This is a genomic window from Streptomyces sp. NPDC090119 (genome assembly GCF_044747085.1).
Taxonomy (GTDB): Bacteria; Actinomycetota; Actinomycetes; order Streptomycetales; family Streptomycetaceae; genus Streptomyces.
The window spans coordinates 1-18357 of sequence record NZ_JBIVDK010000004.1; the positions used below are offsets into that span (position 1 = coordinate 1).

Here is an 18357-nt window from a genome sequence, read left to right on the forward strand (position 1 = left end):
AAACGCCCGGTTACATATCGAACCCGGAAGCTAAGCCTCACAGCGCCGATGGTACTGCAGGGGGGACCCTGTGGGAGAGTAGGACGCCGCCGAACTCCTTTTATAGCTCCGGCTCTTGGGCATACAGCCCGAGAGCCGGAGCTTTTTTGCGTTGCGGTAGGGTCAGGGGGCATTGTCGGCACTTTTCGTACAGGAGGCTTCCGGGTGGAGGTCCAGGAGACCCGCGTCCAGACGGACCGGGTCCTCACCATCCCCAACATCCTCAGCATGGCTCGGCTTGCCGGTGTCCCTCTGTTCCTGTGGCTGATCCTCAGGCCGGAGTTCGGAGGACCCAAGAGCGATGGTTGGGCTCTCCTGGTCCTGGCACTGAGCGGAGTCAGCGACTATCTGGACGGCAAGCTCGCCCGGCGCTGGAACCAGGTCAGCAGCCTCGGCCGGCTCCTCGACCCGGCGGCCGACCGGCTCTACGTCCTTTCCACGCTTCTCGGCCTCACCTGGCGGGAGATCCTGCCACTCTGGCTGACCGCCCTGCTGCTGTTCCGTGAACTGGTTCTGCTGGTGATGGTCGGCATCCTCCGCCGGCACGGCTATCCGCCGCCGCAGGTGAACTTCCTTGGCAAGGCGGCCACCTTCAACCTGATGTACGCCTTCCCGTTGCTGCTGCTCAGCGACGGTAGCGGCTGGATCGCGTCACTCGGCGCCGTTTTCGGATGGGCGTTCGCCGGATGGGGTACAACCCTGTATTGGTGGGCAGGAGTGCTCTATATGGTCCAGGTCCGCCGTCTGGTGCGCGCGGACGCGTTGGCCGACGGAACTCCGCGATCGTCCACGACGTGACGCTTCGATGGCCCGCGACGTGAAAGTGCGGGACAATCTGGACGGGTGAAGTCGGCTAGACCGTCGTCTCTTCGAGGAGGACGCTTCCGACATGAAGGCCGTCGTGATGGCCGGAGGCGAAGGCACACGCCTGCGCCCCATGACCTCTAGCATGCCCAAGCCGCTCCTGCCCGTGGCGAACCGCCCGATCATGGAGCACGTGCTCAGGTTGCTCAAAAAGCATGGGCTCAACGAGACCGTGGTCACCGTGCAGTTCCTGGCGTCACTCGTCAAGAACTACTTCGGGGACGGCGAAGAACTCGGCATGGAGCTCACGTATGCCAATGAGGAGAAGCCACTCGGTACCGCCGGAAGCGTCAAGAACGCCGAGGACGCGCTGAAGGACGACGCCTTCCTCGTCATTTCCGGTGACGCGCTGACCGACTTCGACCTCACCGAGCTCATCAACTTCCACAAGGAGAAGGGCGCCCTGGTCACGGTCTGCCTGACCAGGGTTCCCAATCCGCTGGAGTTCGGCATCACGATCGTCGACGAGGAGGGCAAGGTCGAGCGCTTCCTCGAGAAGCCGACCTGGGGCCAGGTCTTCTCCGACACGGTGAACACGGGCATCTATGTCATGGAGCCCGAGGTCTTCGACTACGTCGACCCCGATGTCCCCGTCGACTGGTCCGGAGATGTCTTCCCCCAGTTGATGAAGGAAGGCAAGCCCGTCTACGGCTACATCGCCGAGGGCTACTGGGAGGACGTCGGCACCCACGAGAGCTATGTGAAGGCCCAGGCCGACGTTCTCGAGGGCAAGGTCGACGTCGACATCGACGGATTCGAGATCTCGCCCGGCGTCTGGGTGGCCGAGGGCGCCGAGGTGCACCCCGACGCGGTGCTCCGCGGGCCGCTCTACATCGGTGACTACGCCAAGGTCGAAGCGGGCGCGGAAATACGCGAGCACACCGTCATCGGCTCCAACGTGGTCGTCAAGAGCGGTGCCTTCCTGCACAAGGCCGTCGTCGCCGACAACGTGTACGTCGGACAGCAGAGCAATCTCCGCGGTTGTGTGGTCGGCAAGAACACCGACATCATGCGGGCCGCGCGGATCGAGGACGGCGCGGTCATCGGTGACGAGTGCCTGATCGGCGAGGAGTCGATCATCCAGGGCAACGTCCGGGTGTACCCGTTCAAGACCGTCGAGGCCGGTGCGTTCGTCAACACCTCCGTCATCTGGGAGTCCAGGGGGCAGGCGCATCTCTTCGGGGCGCGCGGGGTGACCGGCATCCTGAACGTGGAGATCACGCCGGAGCTGGCCGTACGGCTCGCGGGCGCGTACGCCACCACCCTGAAGAAGGGCACCACGGTCACCACCGCGCGTGACCACTCCCGAGGTGCCCGTGCGCTCAAGCGTGCGGTGATCTCGGCGCTCCAGGCCAGTGCGATCGACGTCCGCGACCTGGAGAACGTGCCGCTGCCCGTGGCCCGGCAGCAGACCGCGCGGGGCAGCTCCGGCGGCATCATGATCCGGACCTCGCCGGGTGTCCCGGACTCCGTGGACATCATGTTCTTCGACCCCAAGGGCGCCGACCTCTCCCAGGGCAGCCAGCGGAAGCTGGATCGGGTGTTCGCGCGCCAGGAGTACCGGCGGGCGTTCCCCGGCGAGATCGGTGACCTCTACTTCCCGTCCAGCGTCTACGACTCCTACACCGGGTCGCTGCTGCGCAACGTGGACACCACCGGGATCGCCGAGTCCGGGCTGAAGGTCGTCGTCGACGCCTCCAACGGCAGTGCCGGTCTGGTGCTGCCCAGCCTGCTGGGCAAGCTCGGCGTGGACTCGCTGGTCATCAACCCCGGTCTGGACGAGTCCCGGCCCACCGAGACCGCCGAGATGCGGCGCAACGGGCTGAAGCGGCTCGGAGAGATCGTTGCGTCCTCCGGGGCGGCCTTCGGTGTGCGGTTCGACCCCGTCGGCGAGCGGCTGTCGCTCGTGGACGAGAAGGGCAGCATCATCGAGGACGACCGGGCGCTCCTGGTCATGCTCGACCTGGTCGCCGCCGAGCGGCGCAGCGGGCGGGTGGCGCTGCCGGTGACCACGACCCGGATCGCGGAGCAGGTGGCCGCGTATCACGGCACCCAGGTGGAGTGGACGACCACCTCGCCGGACGACCTCACCCGGGTCGGCGGCGAGGAGGAGACCATCTTCGGCGGTGACGGCATGGGCGGCTTCATCGTCCCCGAGTTCAGCAGCGTCTACGACGGCACGGCGGCGTTCGTACGCCTGATCGGGCTGGTCGCGCGGACGCAGCTCACGCTGAGCCAGATCGACGCCCGGATTCCGCGGGCCCACGTCCTCAAGCGGGACCTGGCGACGCCGTGGGCGGTCAAGGGTCTGGTCATGCGCAGCGTGGTCGAGGCGGCCGGCGACCGGTCCGTGGACACCACGGACGGTGTGCGGGTCGTGGAGAGCGACGGGCGCTGGGTGATGGTGCTCCCCGACCCGGCCGAGGCGGTCACGCACCTGTGGGCGGAAGGACCCGACGACGCCTCCGCGCAGGCCCTGCTGGACGAGTGGTCGGCCGTCGTGGACAGCGCCGGGCGCTGATCTCGACAACGGCCCGCACGTGCCGGACAGCGACCCCGCGAGGGGCGCTGTCCGGCACGTGCGTGGGGCTCGTTCGGAGGCACCGCGCGCGGCATGCGACGATGTGCGGCATGCCGCAGCAATCCCCCGTTCGGAGCAGCCCCGCGCGGCCGAGGCGTCCGGACGCCTCCATGTCGTTGATCACCAACGTCATGGATCACAGCCTCGACGACGGGTATGCCGAGGCCGCCGCCCGGAATGAGTCCTCGGGCGAGGGCGGCCTGCCGAAGACGCTCCGCGCCAAGCTGGGCCTGGCGGGCGGACTGGTGCTCGCGGCCCTAGTGGTGACGGTCGGCGCCGCTCAGGCCCATGTCGCGGCCCCGGGGATCGCCAAGGAGCGCCAGGAGCTGATCGACCGCATCGACCGGGAGACCACCGCCGCGGACAAGCTGGAGAGCGGTGTCGACGAACTCCGTGAGGAGGTCGGCGCGCGGCAGCGGGCGGCGCTGCGGCAGAGCGGCGGCAGCCAGGCGGACCTCGTGGGTCTGCTGTCGGGTGCCACCGCGGTGCACGGCCCCGGGGTGAAGCTCGTGGTGGACGACGCCAAGGAGGCGAGCACCGGGGGAGACGGCACCAACCCGCGCGAGTCCGCCGGGTTCTCCGACACCGGGCGGGTGCGCGACCGGGACATGCAGCGCGTGGTCAACGGTCTGTGGGCGTCCGGCGCCGAGGCGGTCTCCATCAACGGGCAGCGGCTGACCGCCCTGTCCGCGATCAGGGCCGCGGGTGACGCGATACTGGTCGACAACAGGCCGCTGGTGCCGCCGTACACGGTGCTGGCGGTGGGGGACGGGCGGAAGCTGAGCACCGAGTTCCAGAACAGCGCCGACGGGTTGTATCTGCACGCGCTCCAGGACAACTTCGGTATCCGCACCGCCATCTCCGCGGAGGGCGACGTCCGGTTGCCCGCCGCGCCGAGTGTGATCGTACGAACAGCACAGCCGAGCGCCGAGCAGGCCGAGAAGACTGAGAAGGGCACATCGTGATCGCCGTACTGGGCCTCATCGTGGGAGTGGTGGCCGGCCTGTTGGTCCGGCCCGAGGTTCCGGCGGTCGTCGAGCCGTATCTGCCCATCGCCGTCGTGGCGGCGCTGGACGCCGTGTTCGGCGGGCTGCGGGCGATGCTCGACGGCATCTTCGACGACAAGGTCTTCGTGGTGTCGTTCCTGTCCAACGTGGTGGTGGCCGCGCTGATCGTGTTCCTGGGTGACGAGTTGGGCGTGGGCGCGCAACTGTCCACGGGCGTCGTCGTGGTCCTCGGCATCCGGATCTTCTCCAACGCCGCGGCGATCCGCCGCCATGTCTTCCGGGCGTGAGCGCGATGAGCGACCAGGACGAGCGGCCGGAGAACCGGCTGAGCAAGGAACTGCCCGCCGAGGTGGCACCCCCGGCCCCGGCCTCCGAGCCCGAGCCGACCCCCGCTCCCGCCCCCGCACCGGCGCCCGAGCCCGAGGAGACGCCCCAGCCGCAGCTGACCGGCCGTCAGCGGCTGGCCGACGGTCTCTGGCCGCCCCGGCTGACGCGTGCGCAACTCATCGTGGCGCTGCTGCTCTTCGGCCTCGGCTTCGGGCTGGCCGTGCAGGTGGCGTCCAACAGCGACGGCGACAGCGCGCTGCGCGGGGCACGCCAGGAGGACCTGGTCCGCATCCTCGATGAACTGGACGACCGTACCCAGCGTCTTGAGGACGAGAAGCAGGGGCTGGAGAAGCAGCGTCAGGAGTTGCAGAGCAGCTCGGACCAGGCCGCGGAGGCGCGCAGGCAGACCGCCGAGAAGGAGCGCCAACTCGGCATACTCGCGGGCACCGTGGGCGCCACCGGTCCCGGCATCACCATGACCGTCGAGGACCCGAAGGGAGCCGTCGAGTCCGACATGCTGCTCGACGCGATCCAGGAACTGCGCGCCGCCGGGGCCGAGGCGATACAGGTCAATGGGGTGCGCGTGGTGGCGAACACGTACCTGTCGGACTCCGGGGGTAGCGTCGCCGTCGACGGGAACAAGATCAACGCCCCTTATCGTTTCAAGGTCATCGGCAAGCCGCAGGACCTGGAACCGGCGCTGAACATCCCTGGAGGCGTGGTGCAGAGCGTGGAGAAGGAGCAGGCCACGGTGAGTGTCGAGCGCTCGGACAAGATCGTCGTGGATGCCTTGCGGCGAGCGGAGCAGCCTGACTACGCTCGGTCGTCCTCGCGGTGAACCGGCGGTGCATGCGCGGCGTCGGGCGGGGGCATGAGGTTGCGGGGGGTCGCCGCACCGAAGGGGTGGTGCGTGGTGGAAACTGTCGAGTGGATACGGACGTTGTGAAGATGTCCGGATCGGTCGGTGTAGGCATTCTGGGTTCGTCCTGCCCCACGGGCGGGTCTGTTTCGGTCAAGGGGAATCGCCCGTGAAGTTGTTTGGGAAGTTGTTCGGCAAGAGCGCGCGTGAGGGCAACGACAACGCGACGGCCCGTCATCGCGCACAGCCCGACGAGGAAGGACAGCGTCCGTTGTTCCGGGACCAGGTGGCTGGTCCGGGTGGAGGCACTTCCGGTGGTCAGGGCGCGGCGTCCGTTGACCCTGGCCAGTCCGGCGGCATAGGTTTCGGGCAACCGTCGCGGCAGGAGGCTCCGTCCATGTCGGCCCTGGTGTGTACGAGGTGCGGGAACCGCAACGCGGACAGCGCCCGCTTCTGTTCCCACTGCGGCGCGCCCCTGCGTCCCGGTGTGGCGCCGGAGCGTCCGTCGGAGACCACGTCCACGATCTCCATCTCGGGCATCGAGGCGTACGACGCGGAGGTCACCGGTCAGACGGCGATGCCGATGCTGTCGCCCGAGGCGCAGGCCGCGGTCGACGCGCTGCCCATCGGCTCGGCACTGCTGGTGGTGCGCCGGGGCCCGAACTCGGGCAGTCGCTTCCTGCTGGACAGCGACCTGACCACGGCCGGGCGGCACCCGCAGAGCGACATCTTCCTGGACGACGTGACGGTCTCCCGCAGCCATGTGGAGTTCCGCCGCTCGCCGGACGGTTCCTTCACGGTGGCCGACGTGGGCAGCCTCAACGGCACCTACGTCAACCGCGAGCGGATCGACCAGGTGGCGCTGGCCAACGGTGACGAGGTGCAGATCGGCAAGTACCGGCTGGTCTTCTACGCGAGCCGGCAGGGAGTCTGACCCACCCCCGGGCGCCCGTCCGGGGGAACCCCAGGGAAGTTCCATGCTTCAAACACCGAGCGGCGGTGCCGGAAGCGGTACCGCCGCCAGGGACAGTGGGCCGATGAGCATCGGCACGGTGCTGAACGTGCTGCGCGACGAGTTCCCCGAGGTCACCATCTCCAAGATCCGCTTCCTGGAGTCGGAGGGGCTCATCGAGCCGCAGCGGACCCCGTCGGGGTACCGCAAGTTCAGCCCCCGTGACGTGGAGCGCCTCGGCCATGTCCTGCGGATGCAGCGGGACCACTATCTGCCGCTCAAGGTGATCCGCGAGCACCTGGACGCCATGGAGCGCGGCGACGCGGTCCAGCTGCCCGTGGTCGGCCGTCAGCGCGGCGCCGAGGAGCCGGAGGAGGCCGAGCGGCCCACCGTCGCCCGGATCGGCCGGGACGAGCTGCTGGCGGCGGCGGGCATCGACGAGGCCGACCTGCGCGAGTGGGAGTCGTACGGGCTCCTCACCCCTCTGGCGGACGGTGTCTATGACGCCGAGGCCGTCACCGTGGCCGCACTGGTGGCCGAACTCGGCGGGTTCGGTATCGAGCCCCGCCATCTGCGGGTGATGAAGGCCGCCGCCGAGCGTGAGGCCGGGCTGGTCGACCAGGTCGTCGCCCCCCTGAAGCGGCACCGCAACCCGCAGACCAGGGTGCTTGCCGAGGCCCGTACGAAGGAGCTGGCGGCGCTCACCATGAAGCTGCACTCGGCTCTGGTCAAGGCCGCGCTCGGGGTGCGGCTGCCCTGAGAGGCGGTGTGCCCCGACCCGGCCTGCTTGCGCCGGATCGCCCACCTGTTCCCGGCCCGACTACCCAAACGTCCCGGGCACGGCCTAGGGTTGCTGTGTGAACGAGCTCGATGTCGTAGGTGTCCGGGTCGAAATGCCCTCCAACCAACCGATCGTGCTCCTGCGCGAAGTGGGAGGCGACCGCTACCTCCCCATCTGGATCGGGCCGGGGGAGGCGACGGCGATCGCCTTCGCCCAGCAGGGCATGGCTCCCGCGCGCCCGCTGACGCACGACCTGTTCAAGGACGTGCTGGAGGCGGTGGGCCAGGAGCTGACCGAAGTCCGCATCACCGATCTGCGAGAAGGCGTCTTCTACGCGGAGCTGGTGTTCGCCAGCGGGGTCGAGGTGAGCGCCCGGCCGTCCGACGCCATAGCGCTCGCCCTGCGCACCGGCACGCCGATCTACGGCAGTGACGGGGTGCTGGACGACGCGGGCATCGCCATCCCGGACGAGCAGGAGGACGAGGTGGAGAAGTTCCGCGAGTTCCTCGACCAGATCTCGCCCGAGGACTTCGGCACCAGCAGCCAGTGACGCCGGGGCCGGCCGGGTGGACCGACCGGGTCCGCGTCCGGCCGGTTCGCGGCGTGTCGTGACATCGTCGCGAGGGCAATTGCCAACGGCCCGTGAGAGCGTCCTACGCCTTTCCGCGAGCGCATTCGGCTAGCCTTTCCCAGCGGTGGGACACGGGAAACCACTCTCAGGGTGATTATCACTCGGCGTGCCGAGTGTGGCGATCGTTGACGCACCCCTGGTGACTGCCTACCGTCGATAGGGCAGGTCAAGGACGGAGGTCGGCGTGAGGATGAGCGGCGACGGTACGGCTGGGGGTGCCCCCGGACACGGTTTCGGGGACAGCGGCCCGTACCTTCCCCCGAGCGCACGGTTTCGGCCGGGCGGGGGACACCCACAGCTCGGCGGCGTGGCCGATCACGCTCCACAGCGGCCGATGGTGGTGCCTGACGGTGAAGGGGCGGCGACCATGACGTCCGAGGAGATCGGCTACCGCGGTCCCACGGCCTGCGCGGCCGCGGGGATCACCTACCGACAGCTCGACTACTGGGCCCGTACGGGACTGGTCGAGCCCAGTGTGCGCCCGGCCCACGGCTCGGGTACCCAGCGGCTGTACAGCTTCCGGGACGTGGTCGTCCTGAAGATCGTCAAGCGGTTCCTGGACACGGGCGTCTCCCTCCAGAACATCCGCTCGGCCGTGCAGCACCTCAGGGAGCGCGGGTTCCAGGACCTGGAGCGCATGACCCTGATGAGCGACGGCGCCATGGTCTACGAATGCACCTCCCCGGACGAGGTCCACGCGCTGCTCCAGGGCGGCCAGGGCATCTTCGGGATCGCCGTGGGCGTGGTCTGGCGGGACGTGGAGAGCGCGCTGTCCCAGCTCCACGGGGAGCGCGTCGACACCGGTGAGACGCTCGTCGGGCACAACCCGGCCGATGAACTGGCGCGGCGGCGCAACCGCGCCGTCTGACACCGGGCGGCACCACTCGGCTTCGAGCGCCCTCGCACGGGGTCGTTGTCAGTGGCATGGTGCAGCATCGGACTTGTGAGAAACGCGCCCACCATCCTCCATCTCGACATGGACGCCTTCTACGCCTCGGTGGAGCAGGCGTCCAAGCCGAGCCTGCGGGGGAAGGCCGTCGTCGTCGGCGGGATCGGGCTGCGCGGGGTGGTGGCCACCGCGTCGTACGAGGCGCGGGCGTTCGGGGTGCACTCGGCGATGCCCACGGCGCAGGCGCGGCGGCTGGCACCGAACGCCGCGTACCTCACGCCCCGCTTCGCGCTGTACCGCTCGATCAGCGACCAGGTGATGGCGCTGCTGCGGGAGTTGTCCCCGCTGGTGGAGCCGCTGAGCCTGGACGAGGCGTTCGTCGACCTGGAGGCCGGGGGCGCGGCCTCGGACGAGGCGTCGGCGCGGGAGGCCGGGGTGCGGCTGCGCGCCGACATCCTGGCGGTGACGGGGCTGACCGGGTCGGTGGGGCTCGCCGCCTCCAAGATGCTGGCCAAGATCGCCTCGGAGCGGGCCAAGCCCGACGGACTGGAGCTCATCGAACCGGGCACCGAACGAGCCCTGCTGGCACCCCTGTCCGTGCGCACCCTGCCCGGCGTGGGCCCCGCCACCGGCGACCATCTGCGGCGCGCCGGGATCACCACCGTGCTGGAGCTGTCCGAGGCGGGCGAGGACGAACTGGTCCGGCTGCTCGGCAAGGCCCACGGACACGCGCTGTACGCCATGGCGCTGGCCCGTGACGACCGGCCGGTGGTCGCCGAGCGGGAGGCCAAGTCGGTGTCGGTGGAGGACACCTACGCCGTGGACATCCACGACCGGCTGCGCATCGGCCTGGAGGTCCGTCGGCTCGCCGACCGGTGCGTGCGGCGGCTGCGCGGTGCCGGGCTGTCCGGGCGCACCATCGTGCTCAAGGTCCGGCGGTACGACTTCTCCACCCTGACCCGCTCCGAGACGCTCCGGGGGCCCACGGACGATCCGGCGGTGATCCGGGAGGCGGCCGCGCGGCTGCTGGACTCCGTGGACACCACGGGCGGGGTGCGGCTGCTCGGCGTCGGGGTGTCCGGGCTCGCCGACTACACCCAGGAGGACCTGTTCGCCCAGGCGGCGGGGGAGACGGAGGAGGACACGCCGGAGGAGAGCGACCCCCACCTTGGTGATCCCCGCTTCGGCCCGGAGAGACCCGAGCCCGCCGCGCCGGAGTGGCGGGCGGGCCAGGACGTGCGGCACCCCGAGTACGGGCACGGCTGGGTCCAGGGCAGTGGCCTGGGACGGGTCACCGTGCGCTTCGAGACACCGCTCTCCGCGCCGGGCCGGGTACGGACGTTCCGGTCCGACGACGCCGGGCTGGAACCGGCCGACCCGCTGCCGCTGGTGGCTCAGGTGGAGGCGGTCGCCGCGGAGGGGGAGACGGGCGGATGAGGGGAGGGGCTCAGGTCTCCTCGGTGCCCGCGACCTTGCCGAAGTCGCGGTCCGGGGTCCGGGCGGAGGTGCCCGCGTCGAGACCGTAGTGGTGGTAGAGCTGGAGTTCCTGTTCGGGGGAGAGGTGGCGGCCCACGCCGAAGTCGGGGGCGTCCCTGATGAGGGCGCGTTCGAAGGGGACGCGGAGCGCGCCCTCGACCAGTTCGCTGGGCTCCAGCGGGACGAAGGCGTCGCGGGAGAAGAGGCCGGTGCGCACCGCGGCCCACTCCGGGACGCCGGTCGCGTCGTCGAGGTACACCTCGTCTATGGTGCCGATCTTGGTGCCGGCGCGGTCGAACGCCTTGCGGCCGATCAGGCTGCGCGGATCGATGTCGGTCTGCACGATCCCTCTCCCTCCACATGGTCGCAACTCATCCGTAAGCACTACAAAAGAGCAGAATCAGTCGGGCGGCCACTCGAACACCGCGCTCAGGACCCCGCTGGTACGCTGAACTCGGCTGCTGACCCCGTGCGGGAGAGTCCTCCGAGCAATTCGGAGGCGCCGAAGGAGCAACTCCTCCCCGGAATCTCTCAGGCCCCCGTACCGCACGGACGAGGTCACTCTGGAAAGCAGGGCGGGCGTCATGGCTCCCGCTCTCACCGACGGTGCAAGCCGGGGTCCGCAAGGCCCCCGGTGAAGCTCTCAGGTACGAGATGACAGAGGGGGAGGCCGGTGGGCACCCGCGCCGTGGTGCCCCTCGCAGGTCGCGTCAGACCAGGAGGCCTCCGCACATGACCGCCCCTCGCATTCCGCTCGCCGACCTCGAAGCGGGCATTCCCTTCGAGCAGCGCCACATCGGGCCCGACCAGGAGGCGCGGGCCAAGATGCTCGCGCAGGTCGGCTACGGATCGCTCGACGAGCTGACCGCCGCCGCCGTGCCGGACGTCATCAAGAACGCCGACGCGCTCGACCTGCCCGGCGCCCGCACCGAGGCCGAGGTGATCGCCGAGCTGCGCGGTCTCGCGGACCACAACCAGGTGCTGGGCTCCATGATCGGCCTGGGCTACCACGGCACCTTCACCCCGCCGGTGATCCTGCGCAACGTCATGGAGAACCCCGCCTGGTACACGGCGTACACGCCCTACCAGCCGGAGATCTCCCAGGGCCGTCTCGAAGCCCTGCTGAACTTCCAGACGATGGTCGCCGACCTCACCGGGCTGCCCACCTCCGGTGCCTCCCTGCTGGACGAGGGCACCGCCGCCGCCGAGGCGATGGCGCTGTCCCGGCGCATGGGCAAGAACAAGAAGGGCCTCTTCCTGGTCGACGCGGACACCCTGCCGCAGACCATCGCCGTCATCGAGACCCGTGCCGAGCCCGCCGGTGTCGAGGTCGTCGTCGCCGACCTGAGCGAGGGCATCCCGGCGGACATCGCCGAGCGGGCCATCACCGGCGTCCTCCTCCAGTACCCCGGCGCCTCCGGTGCCGTACGCGACCTGAAGCCGGTCATCGGGCAGGCGCACGAGCTGGGCGCCCTCGTCACGGTCGCCGCGGACCTGCTCGCGCTCACCCTGCTCAGCTCGCCCGGCGAGCTGGGCGCGGACATCGCCATCGGCACCACCCAGCGCTTCGGCGTCCCGATGGGCTTCGGCGGTCCGCACGCGGGCTACATGGCCGTGCACGAGAAGTTCGCCCGCAGCCTGCCGGGCCGCCTGGTCGGCGTCTCCGTCGACGCCGACGGGCACCGGGCCTACCGGCTCGCGCTCCAGACCCGCGAGCAGCACATCCGCCGCGAGAAGGCCACCAGCAACATCTGCACCGCGCAGGTGCTGCTCGCCGTGATGGCCGGGATGTACGCCGTCTACCACGGCCCCGACGGCCTGCGGACCATCGCCCGCCGCACCCACCGCTACGCCACGATCCTCGCCGAGGGCCTGCGGGCGGGCGGCGTCGAGATCGTGCACGGCGCCTACTTCGACACCCTCACCGCGCGCGTGCCCGGCAAGGCCGCCGAGGTCGTCGCCGCAGCCCGCGAGGGCGGGGTCAACCTGCGCCCGGTCGACGCCGACCACGTCTCCCTGGCCTGCGACGAGACCACCAACCGGGCCCAGCTCGAAGCCGTCTTCGCCGCCTTCGGCGTCGAGGGCGACATCGAGGCGCTCGACGGGGCGGCCGAGGACACGCTGCCCGAGGCGCTGCTGCGCACCGACGACTACCTCACCCACCCGGTCTTCCACGACCACCGCTCCGAGACGGCCATGCTGCGTTACCTGCGCAAGCTGTCCGACCGCGACTACGCGCTCGACCGGGGCATGATCCCGCTCGGCTCCTGCACCATGAAGCTGAACGCGACCACCGAGATGGAGCCGGTCACCTGGCCCGAGTTCGGCGCGCTGCACCCCTTCGCCCCCGCCGAGCAGGCCGAGGGCTACCTCACCCTCATCCGGGAGCTGGAGGACCGGCTCGCCGAGGTCACCGGGTACGACAAGGTCTCCCTCCAGCCCAACGCCGGGTCCCAGGGCGAGCTGGCCGGACTGCTCGCCGTACGCGCCTACCACCGGGCCAACGGGGACGAGCAGCGCACCATCTGCCTCATCCCGTCCTCCGCGCACGGCACCAACGCGGCGAGCGCGGTGATGGCCGGGATGAAGGTCGTCGTCGTGAAGACCGCCGGGGACGGAGAGATCGACGTCGAGGACCTGCGCGCGAAGATCGAGCAGCACCGTGACGAGCTGTCCGTACTGATGATCACCTACCCGTCGACGCACGGCGTCTTCGAGGAGCACGTCGCGGACATCTGCGCCCAGGTGCACGACGCGGGCGGCCAGGTGTACGTGGACGGCGCCAACCTCAACGCGCTGGTCGGGCTCGCCAAGCCGGGGCACTTCGGCGGCGACGTCTCCCACCTGAACCTGCACAAGACGTTCTGCATCCCGCACGGCGGCGGCGGTCCCGGCGTCGGTCCGGTCGGAGTCCGCGCCCACCTGGCGCCGTACCTGCCCAACCACCCGATGCAGCCCGCGGCCGGTCCGGAGACGGGTGTCGGCCCGATCTCCGCGGCGCCCTGGGGCAGCGCGGGTATCCTGCCGATCTCCTGGGCGTACGTCCGGCTGATGGGCGGCGAGGGCCTCAAGCGCGCCACCCAGGTGGCCGTGCTCTCCGCCAACTACATCGCCAAGCGCCTGGAGCCGCACTTCCCGGTGCTCTACACCGGTCCCGGCGGGCTGGTCGCGCACGAGTGCATCATCGACCTGCGCCCGCTGACCAAGGCGACCGGCGTGAGCGTGGACGACGTGGCCAAGCGCCTGATCGACTACGGCTTCCACGCGCCGACCATGTCCTTCCCGGTGGCCGGCACGCTGATGATCGAGCCGACCGAGTCCGAGGACCTGGGCGAGCTGGACCGGTTCTGCGACGCGATGATCGCCATCCGTGCGGAGGTCGAGAAGGTCGCCGCCGGGGTCTGGCCCGCCGAGGACAACCCGCTGCACGGCGCCCCACACACCGCGGCCGCTCTCGGCGGCGAGTGGACGCACGCGTACACCCGCGAGGAGGCCGTCTTCCCGGCCGGTGTCTCCGCGGCCGACAAGTACTGGCCGCCGGTCCGCCGCATCGACCAGGCCTTCGGCGACCGCAACCTGGTCTGCTCCTGCCCGCCGCTGGACGCCTACGAGGACTGAGCACGCGGGATCCTGCGCCCGGCCGTGGGTCTCCCCGGCCGGGCGCCTCGCGCGTGGCCCGGCGGCCTTCAGGCCAGTCCGCCCGTCGCCCGTAGGCGGTGCGGGGTCATGCCGACGCCGGGGGAAGGGTGTCGAGGAAGGCGCGGACGTGGTGGAGCCATGTCGCGCGGTCGGGCTCGTTCAGGATGTGGGCCGCGCCGGGCAGTTCGATCAGTTTCGCGTCCGGGATGCCCGCTGCCAGGCGGTACGAGCTCTCGGGCAGCACCAGCCGGTCGCCGGTCGGTGCCACCACCAGTGCGGGCGCGGACAGGTTCGCCAGGTCCGCCCTGACGTCCACGCGGGAGACCAGGTCGAAGTGGTCGAGCATGCCCGGCGGCATCCCGGCCCGGGTGCGGGCCACCGCCGCGTCCAGGTCGGCGGGCGAGGCGTCGGCCAGATCGGCGAGCGACAGGCAGGATAGGTGGGCGAACCGTGCCACCTCGTCCCACCGGCCCGCGTCCGCCAGGGACTTGATGAGCCGGGCGGCCAGAGCCAGCACGGGGTCCGCGACCGGGAACCCGGCGGTGAGGACGAGACCCCGGACCCGCTCGGGATGCCGGGCGGCGATCCGGACGGCCACGGCGCTGCCGAGCGACTCCCCGAGCACGGCGAACGACTCCTGGCCCGCCGCGACCGCCTCGGTGACCAACTGGTCGGCGAGGTCGTCCAGGTCCAGTGGTGCGGTGGCCGCGGGGGAGCCGCCCGCTCCCGGATAGTGCGGGCCCACCAGGATGTGGTCGCGGGCGAGGTCGTCCAGGACGAGACCGAAGTTGCCTTCGATGCCGCCGCCCGCGCCGTGGGCGAGCAGGAGTGCGGGGCCGGTGCCCCGCACGATGACGTCGAGCCGAGGGGTGTTCATGCGGCCGACGCTAAACTCCGACATCGGTGTCAGAGTCAAGTCAGGTGTCTCGGCAGGTGGGGAGCGGGCCAGGTCGTACCCCTGTCTGCTCAGGCCGTGGCGAGTGAGACCTCGGTCGACTTGATCAGCGCCACCACCGAGTCGCCCTCCGACAGCTTCAGTTCGGCGGCGGACTCGTGGGTGATCGCCGACGTCACCTCGGCGCCCGGCACCGCGACCTTCACCGTGGCCATGGCGGTGCCCATGGTGATCTCGCTGATGGTGCCCGCGAGCTGGTTGCGGATCGAGATGTGGTCGACGGGCTCGGTGGCCAGGGACACCTCCGTCGCCTTCACCAAGGCGTGCACGGGGGTGCCCTCGGCCAGCCGGAGTTCCTTGGTGGCTTCCTCGGTGATGGCCGCGGTCAGCTGCTGACCGCCGTCGAGCTGGATCTTGACGGTCGCCATGACCTCGCCGGGGTGGACCGCGGTGACGGTGCCGGGAAGCTGGTTGCGGATGCTCATGCTCATGGGGCCACACCGTAGTGGCTGAGCAGGGTTATGCCGGGTATGCGTGGGTCTGCGTCGCCTTGACGGTCGCCCAGACCGGTGCGCCCGTGTGCAGGTCCAGCTCGGCGGCGGCCGCCGTGGTGAGGTCGGCGGCGAGCTGGATCTCCCCGGTCAGGTCCGCGCGGATCTGGTCGCCGTGGGTCTCCATCCCGGCGACCTCGCAGCGCCACAGATTGCGGGCGCTGGCCCCGGTCGGGCGGTCCCGGAAGAGGGTGACCGCGACCGGCGGGAACGCGACGAACACCGGACCCGACAGATCCTCGGTGGTCGTGATCGTCGGCCCCGCGTCCAGCCGTACCGCGTGCCCGTCGGCCTCGCCGCGGTAGAGGTTGAGGCCGACCAGCTGGGCGATGTAGTCGGTGCGCGGATGGCGGGCGATCTCCGTGGGCGTGCCCTGCTGCACCACCTGGCCGTGCTCGATCACCACCAGCCGGTCCGCGAGCACCATGGCGTCCAGCGGGTCGTGCGTCACCAGCACGGCGACCGCCTCGAACTCGGCCAGATGCCGCCGCAGCTGCGACCGGACCTCGAGCCGGGTACGGGCGTCCAGCGCGGCGAGCGGCTCGTCCAGCAGGAGCAGCCGGGGGTGGGTGGCCAGTGCCCTGGCCAGCGCGACCCGCTGGGCCTGACCGCCGGACAAGCGGCGGGGCTTGGCGCCCGCGTGCTCCGCCAGACCCATGCGCTCCAGCCAGCCGGCCGCCTGCGCGCGCGCCTCGGCCTTGCCGGTGCCGTGGCAGCGCGGGCCGAAGGCCACGTTGTCCAGCGCGGACAGGTGCGGGAAGAGCAGATAGTCCTGGAAGACCACGCCGACCGGGCGGTTCTCCGGCGGGGTGCGCTCCAGCGCGGTGCCGTCCAGCCGCAGATGGCCCTCGGAGAGCGGGACGAGACCCGCGAGGGCGCGCAGTGCGGTGGTCTTGCCCGCGCCGTTCGGACCGAGCAGCGCGACCACGTCACCGGGGGCCGCGCGCAGGGTCACGTCCAGCCGGAAGTTCCCCCGGTCGACCACCAGGTGGGCGTCGAGACCCTGTTCGTCCGCCGCCTTCAGCAGGGCGGGGGGCGCGTCGATGTCGGTCATGGGGCGGTCGTCCTCCGTGGGCGCCTGCGTGGTCGGTGTCTTCCATCCTCGCGGCACCGTCACGCCCCCGTCATCCACCGGTCCCGCAGACCCGCCAGTACCGCGATCGACACGGCCAGCAGGATCAGGCTGAGGGCGATGGCGGCCTCCGGGTCGTTCTGGAGGGCGAGGTAGACCGCCAGCGGCATGGTCTGGGTGCGGCCGGGGAAGTTGCCCGCGAAGGTGATCGTGGCCCCGAACTCGCCGAGCGCGCGGGCCCACGCCAGTACGGCACCGGCCGCGATGCCGGGGGCGATCAGCGGCAGGGTGACCCGGCGGAACGCGGTGAACCTGGACGCGCCGAGCGTGGTGGCCGCCTCCTCGTAGCGCGGGTCGGCGGCCCGCAGGGTGCCCTCGACGCTGATGACGAGGAACGGCATGGCGACGAACGCCTCCGCGATGACCACCCCGGCGGTGGTGAACGGCAGGGTGATGCCGAACCAGGCGTCCAGCGACTTGCCGACGATGCCGTTGCGGCCGAGGGCCAGCAGCAGCGCGACACCGCCGACGACCGGCGGCAGCACCAGCGGCAGCGTCACCAGGGCCCGCACCAGACCCCGGCCGGGGAACTCCGTACGGGCCAGCAGCCAGGCCAGCGGCACGCCGAGGACCAGGGCGACGGCGGTGGCGGCCGTGGCGCTGATCAGGGAGAGCTGGAGCGCCTGCCACACCTCGGTGCTGGCCAGCTGGGAGGGGAGGCTGCGCCAGGGGGCGCGGACCAGCAGGGCGAGCAGCGGCACCAGCAGGAAGGCCATGGCCAGCAGGCCCGGCACCAGCAGCGGCACCGGCACGCCGCGGCGGGCGGCACGGACACGCGGACGCCGCGGGCCGCCCCTGTCGGGACGGGCCGCGGCGGGCTGCTTCAGCTCGGTCACGGCTTGAGGAAGCCGGCCTCGGTCAGCACCTTCTGGCCGTCGGCGGACTTGACCAGCGCGATGAAGGCGGCGGCCGCGTCGGCGTTCTTCGCGTTCTTCAGCGGGGCGATCGGGTAGTCGTTGATCGCGTCCTTGGACTCGGCGAACTCCACGCCCTGGACCTTACCGGCGGCGGACTTCACGTCGGTCTTGTAGACCAGGGACGCGTCGGCCTCCTTCAGCTCCACCTTGTTCAGGGCGGCCTTGACGTCCTGCTCGTAGGAGACCGGGGTGACCTTGACGCCGCTCGCGTCGAGCACCTTCTGGGCGGCCGCGCCGCACGGCACGGTCTTGTCACACAGGACGACCTTGAGCTTCGGGTCGGTGAGGTCCTTCAGCGAGGCGACCTTGTCGGGGTTGCCCGGCAGGGTGGCGATCTCCAGCTGGTTGCGGGCGAAGGTCGACGGGGCGCTCGTCGCGTCCTTCTTGTCCGTGACGATCTTCATCGTCTTGGGGCTGGCGGCGGCGAACACGTCCGCCGGGGCGCCGCTGGTGATGCTGGCGGCGAGGGTGTCACTGCCGCCGAAGTTGAACGCGACCTTGGTGCCCGGGTGCTGCTGCTCGAACTGCTTGCCCAGGGTCGTGAAGCTCTCCTTGAGGGAGGCGGCCGCGAACACGGTGACCGTGCCGGACAGCTTCGGGGAGGCGGAGTCGGAGCTGTCGGCCTTGGCGGGCGTGGAACCGTCGGAGCTGGAGCAGGCGCTGAGGGCCAGCAGGGCGGCGACTCCCACACCGGCCAGCGGCAGCATCCGGCGGGTCCGGCGTGCGGAACGGGTCATCACGGTCTTCTACTCCTCGTCTCGGCGGAACAACGCTCGCGCCCTTGCAGGGGGCCGGGTATCGGCCACGGGGCCGATGA

Annotated in this window: 16 protein-coding genes, 1 rRNA gene, 1 pseudogene and 1 riboswitch; of the genes and pseudogenes, 12 read left to right on the plus strand and 6 right to left on the minus strand. The window is 70.8% G+C overall.

Going from position 1 to position 18357, the window contains the following annotated elements:
• From rrf to ACIPPM_RS17800, 11 genes and pseudogenes are all read left to right on the plus strand, one after another.
• Nucleotides 1-95: ribosomal RNA gene (rrf, locus tag ACIPPM_RS17750) — 5S ribosomal RNA — on the plus strand; the annotation flags it as partial.
• A gap of 109 nt (nt 96-204) precedes the next feature.
• Nucleotides 205-837, plus strand: a complete 633-nt coding sequence (locus tag ACIPPM_RS17755; RefSeq protein WP_401448534.1) for a CDP-alcohol phosphatidyltransferase family protein — start codon at nt 205-207, stop codon at nt 835-837.
• Between the two features lie 91 nt (nt 838-928).
• Nucleotides 929-3424, plus strand: coding sequence for a sugar phosphate nucleotidyltransferase (locus ACIPPM_RS17760; protein WP_401448536.1), 2496 nt, complete (start codon nt 929-931; stop codon nt 3422-3424).
• A 110-nt stretch (nt 3425-3534) separates the two neighbouring features.
• Nucleotides 3535-4449, plus strand: a complete 915-nt coding sequence (locus ACIPPM_RS17765; RefSeq protein ID WP_401448538.1) for a DUF881 domain-containing protein — start codon at nt 3535-3537, stop codon at nt 4447-4449.
• The gene (locus ACIPPM_RS17770) at nt 4446-4778 is read left to right on the plus strand and encodes a small basic family protein (RefSeq protein WP_031181996.1); all 333 of its coding nucleotides are present in this window, start codon (nt 4446-4448) and stop codon (nt 4776-4778) included. Before ACIPPM_RS17765 ends, ACIPPM_RS17770 begins: the two co-directional genes overlap by 4 nt.
• A gap of 5 nt (nt 4779-4783) precedes the next feature.
• A complete protein-coding gene (locus ACIPPM_RS17775) occupies nt 4784-5656 on the plus strand; it encodes a DUF881 domain-containing protein (RefSeq protein WP_401450074.1) in 873 nt (290 codons plus the stop codon).
• A gap of 82 nt (nt 5657-5738) precedes the next feature.
• A complete protein-coding gene (locus ACIPPM_RS17780) occupies nt 5739-6611 on the plus strand; it encodes an FHA domain-containing protein (RefSeq protein WP_401450076.1) in 873 nt (290 codons plus the stop codon).
• A gap of 43 nt (nt 6612-6654) precedes the next feature.
• The gene (locus ACIPPM_RS17785; RefSeq protein ID WP_401448540.1) at nt 6655-7389 is read left to right on the plus strand and encodes a MerR family transcriptional regulator; all 735 of its coding nucleotides are present in this window, start codon (nt 6655-6657) and stop codon (nt 7387-7389) included.
• Between the two features lie 97 nt (nt 7390-7486).
• A complete protein-coding gene (locus tag ACIPPM_RS17790) occupies nt 7487-7960 on the plus strand; it encodes a bifunctional nuclease family protein (protein ID WP_004002801.1) in 474 nt (157 codons plus the stop codon).
• A 265-nt stretch (nt 7961-8225) separates the two neighbouring features.
• Entirely contained in the window at nt 8226-8909 is a 684-nt protein-coding gene (locus ACIPPM_RS17795) for a MerR family transcriptional regulator (protein WP_401448542.1), read from the plus strand.
• A gap of 75 nt (nt 8910-8984) precedes the next feature.
• A pseudogene (locus ACIPPM_RS17800) lies at nt 8985-10456 on the plus strand (DNA polymerase IV).
• Here ACIPPM_RS17800 and ACIPPM_RS17805 read toward each other — a convergent pair.
• Entirely contained in the window at nt 10378-10749 is a 372-nt protein-coding gene (locus ACIPPM_RS17805) for a PRC-barrel domain-containing protein (protein WP_401448544.1), read from the minus strand. The pseudogene ACIPPM_RS17800 and the gene ACIPPM_RS17805 sit on opposite strands and share 79 nt — an antisense overlap.
• A 119-nt stretch (nt 10750-10868) precedes the next feature.
• A riboswitch (glycine riboswitch) is annotated at nt 10869-10963 on the plus strand.
• Nucleotides 10964-11138: 175 nt separating this feature from the next.
• On the opposite strand from ACIPPM_RS17805, the gene gcvP reads away from it, so the two are divergent.
• On the plus strand, nt 11139-14024 hold the full coding sequence (gene gcvP, locus ACIPPM_RS17810) for an aminomethyl-transferring glycine dehydrogenase (RefSeq protein WP_401448546.1): 2886 nt from the start codon (nt 11139-11141) through the stop codon (nt 14022-14024).
• A 106-nt stretch (nt 14025-14130) separates the two neighbouring features.
• Here the strand turns inward: gcvP and ACIPPM_RS17815 are convergent, their stop codons facing one another.
• The 5 genes from ACIPPM_RS17815 to modA all read right to left on the minus strand — a co-directional run bounded on the left by ACIPPM_RS17815 (nt 14131) and on the right by modA (nt 18277).
• A complete protein-coding gene (locus ACIPPM_RS17815) occupies nt 14131-14922 on the minus strand; it encodes an alpha/beta fold hydrolase (RefSeq protein ID WP_401448548.1) in 792 nt (263 codons plus the stop codon).
• 89 nt (nt 14923-15011) lie between these two features.
• Nucleotides 15012-15431, minus strand: a complete 420-nt coding sequence (locus ACIPPM_RS17820; RefSeq protein WP_401448550.1) for a molybdopterin-binding protein — start codon at nt 15429-15431, stop codon at nt 15012-15014.
• A gap of 28 nt (nt 15432-15459) precedes the next feature.
• Complete coding sequence (locus ACIPPM_RS17825; RefSeq protein WP_401448552.1) at nt 15460-16545, minus strand: ABC transporter ATP-binding protein; 1086 nt, start codon at nt 16543-16545, stop codon at nt 15460-15462.
• 59 nt (nt 16546-16604) lie between these two features.
• Nucleotides 16605-17459: a molybdate ABC transporter permease subunit gene (gene modB / locus ACIPPM_RS17830; RefSeq protein WP_401448554.1), complete on the minus strand. Its 855-nt coding sequence runs from the start codon at nt 17457-17459 to the stop codon at nt 16605-16607.
• The gene (modA, locus tag ACIPPM_RS17835; protein WP_401448556.1) at nt 17456-18277 is read right to left on the minus strand and encodes a molybdate ABC transporter substrate-binding protein; all 822 of its coding nucleotides are present in this window, start codon (nt 18275-18277) and stop codon (nt 17456-17458) included. The genes modB and modA overlap by 4 nt, the downstream gene beginning before the upstream one ends.
• Nucleotides 18278-18357 lie beyond the last annotated feature (80 nt).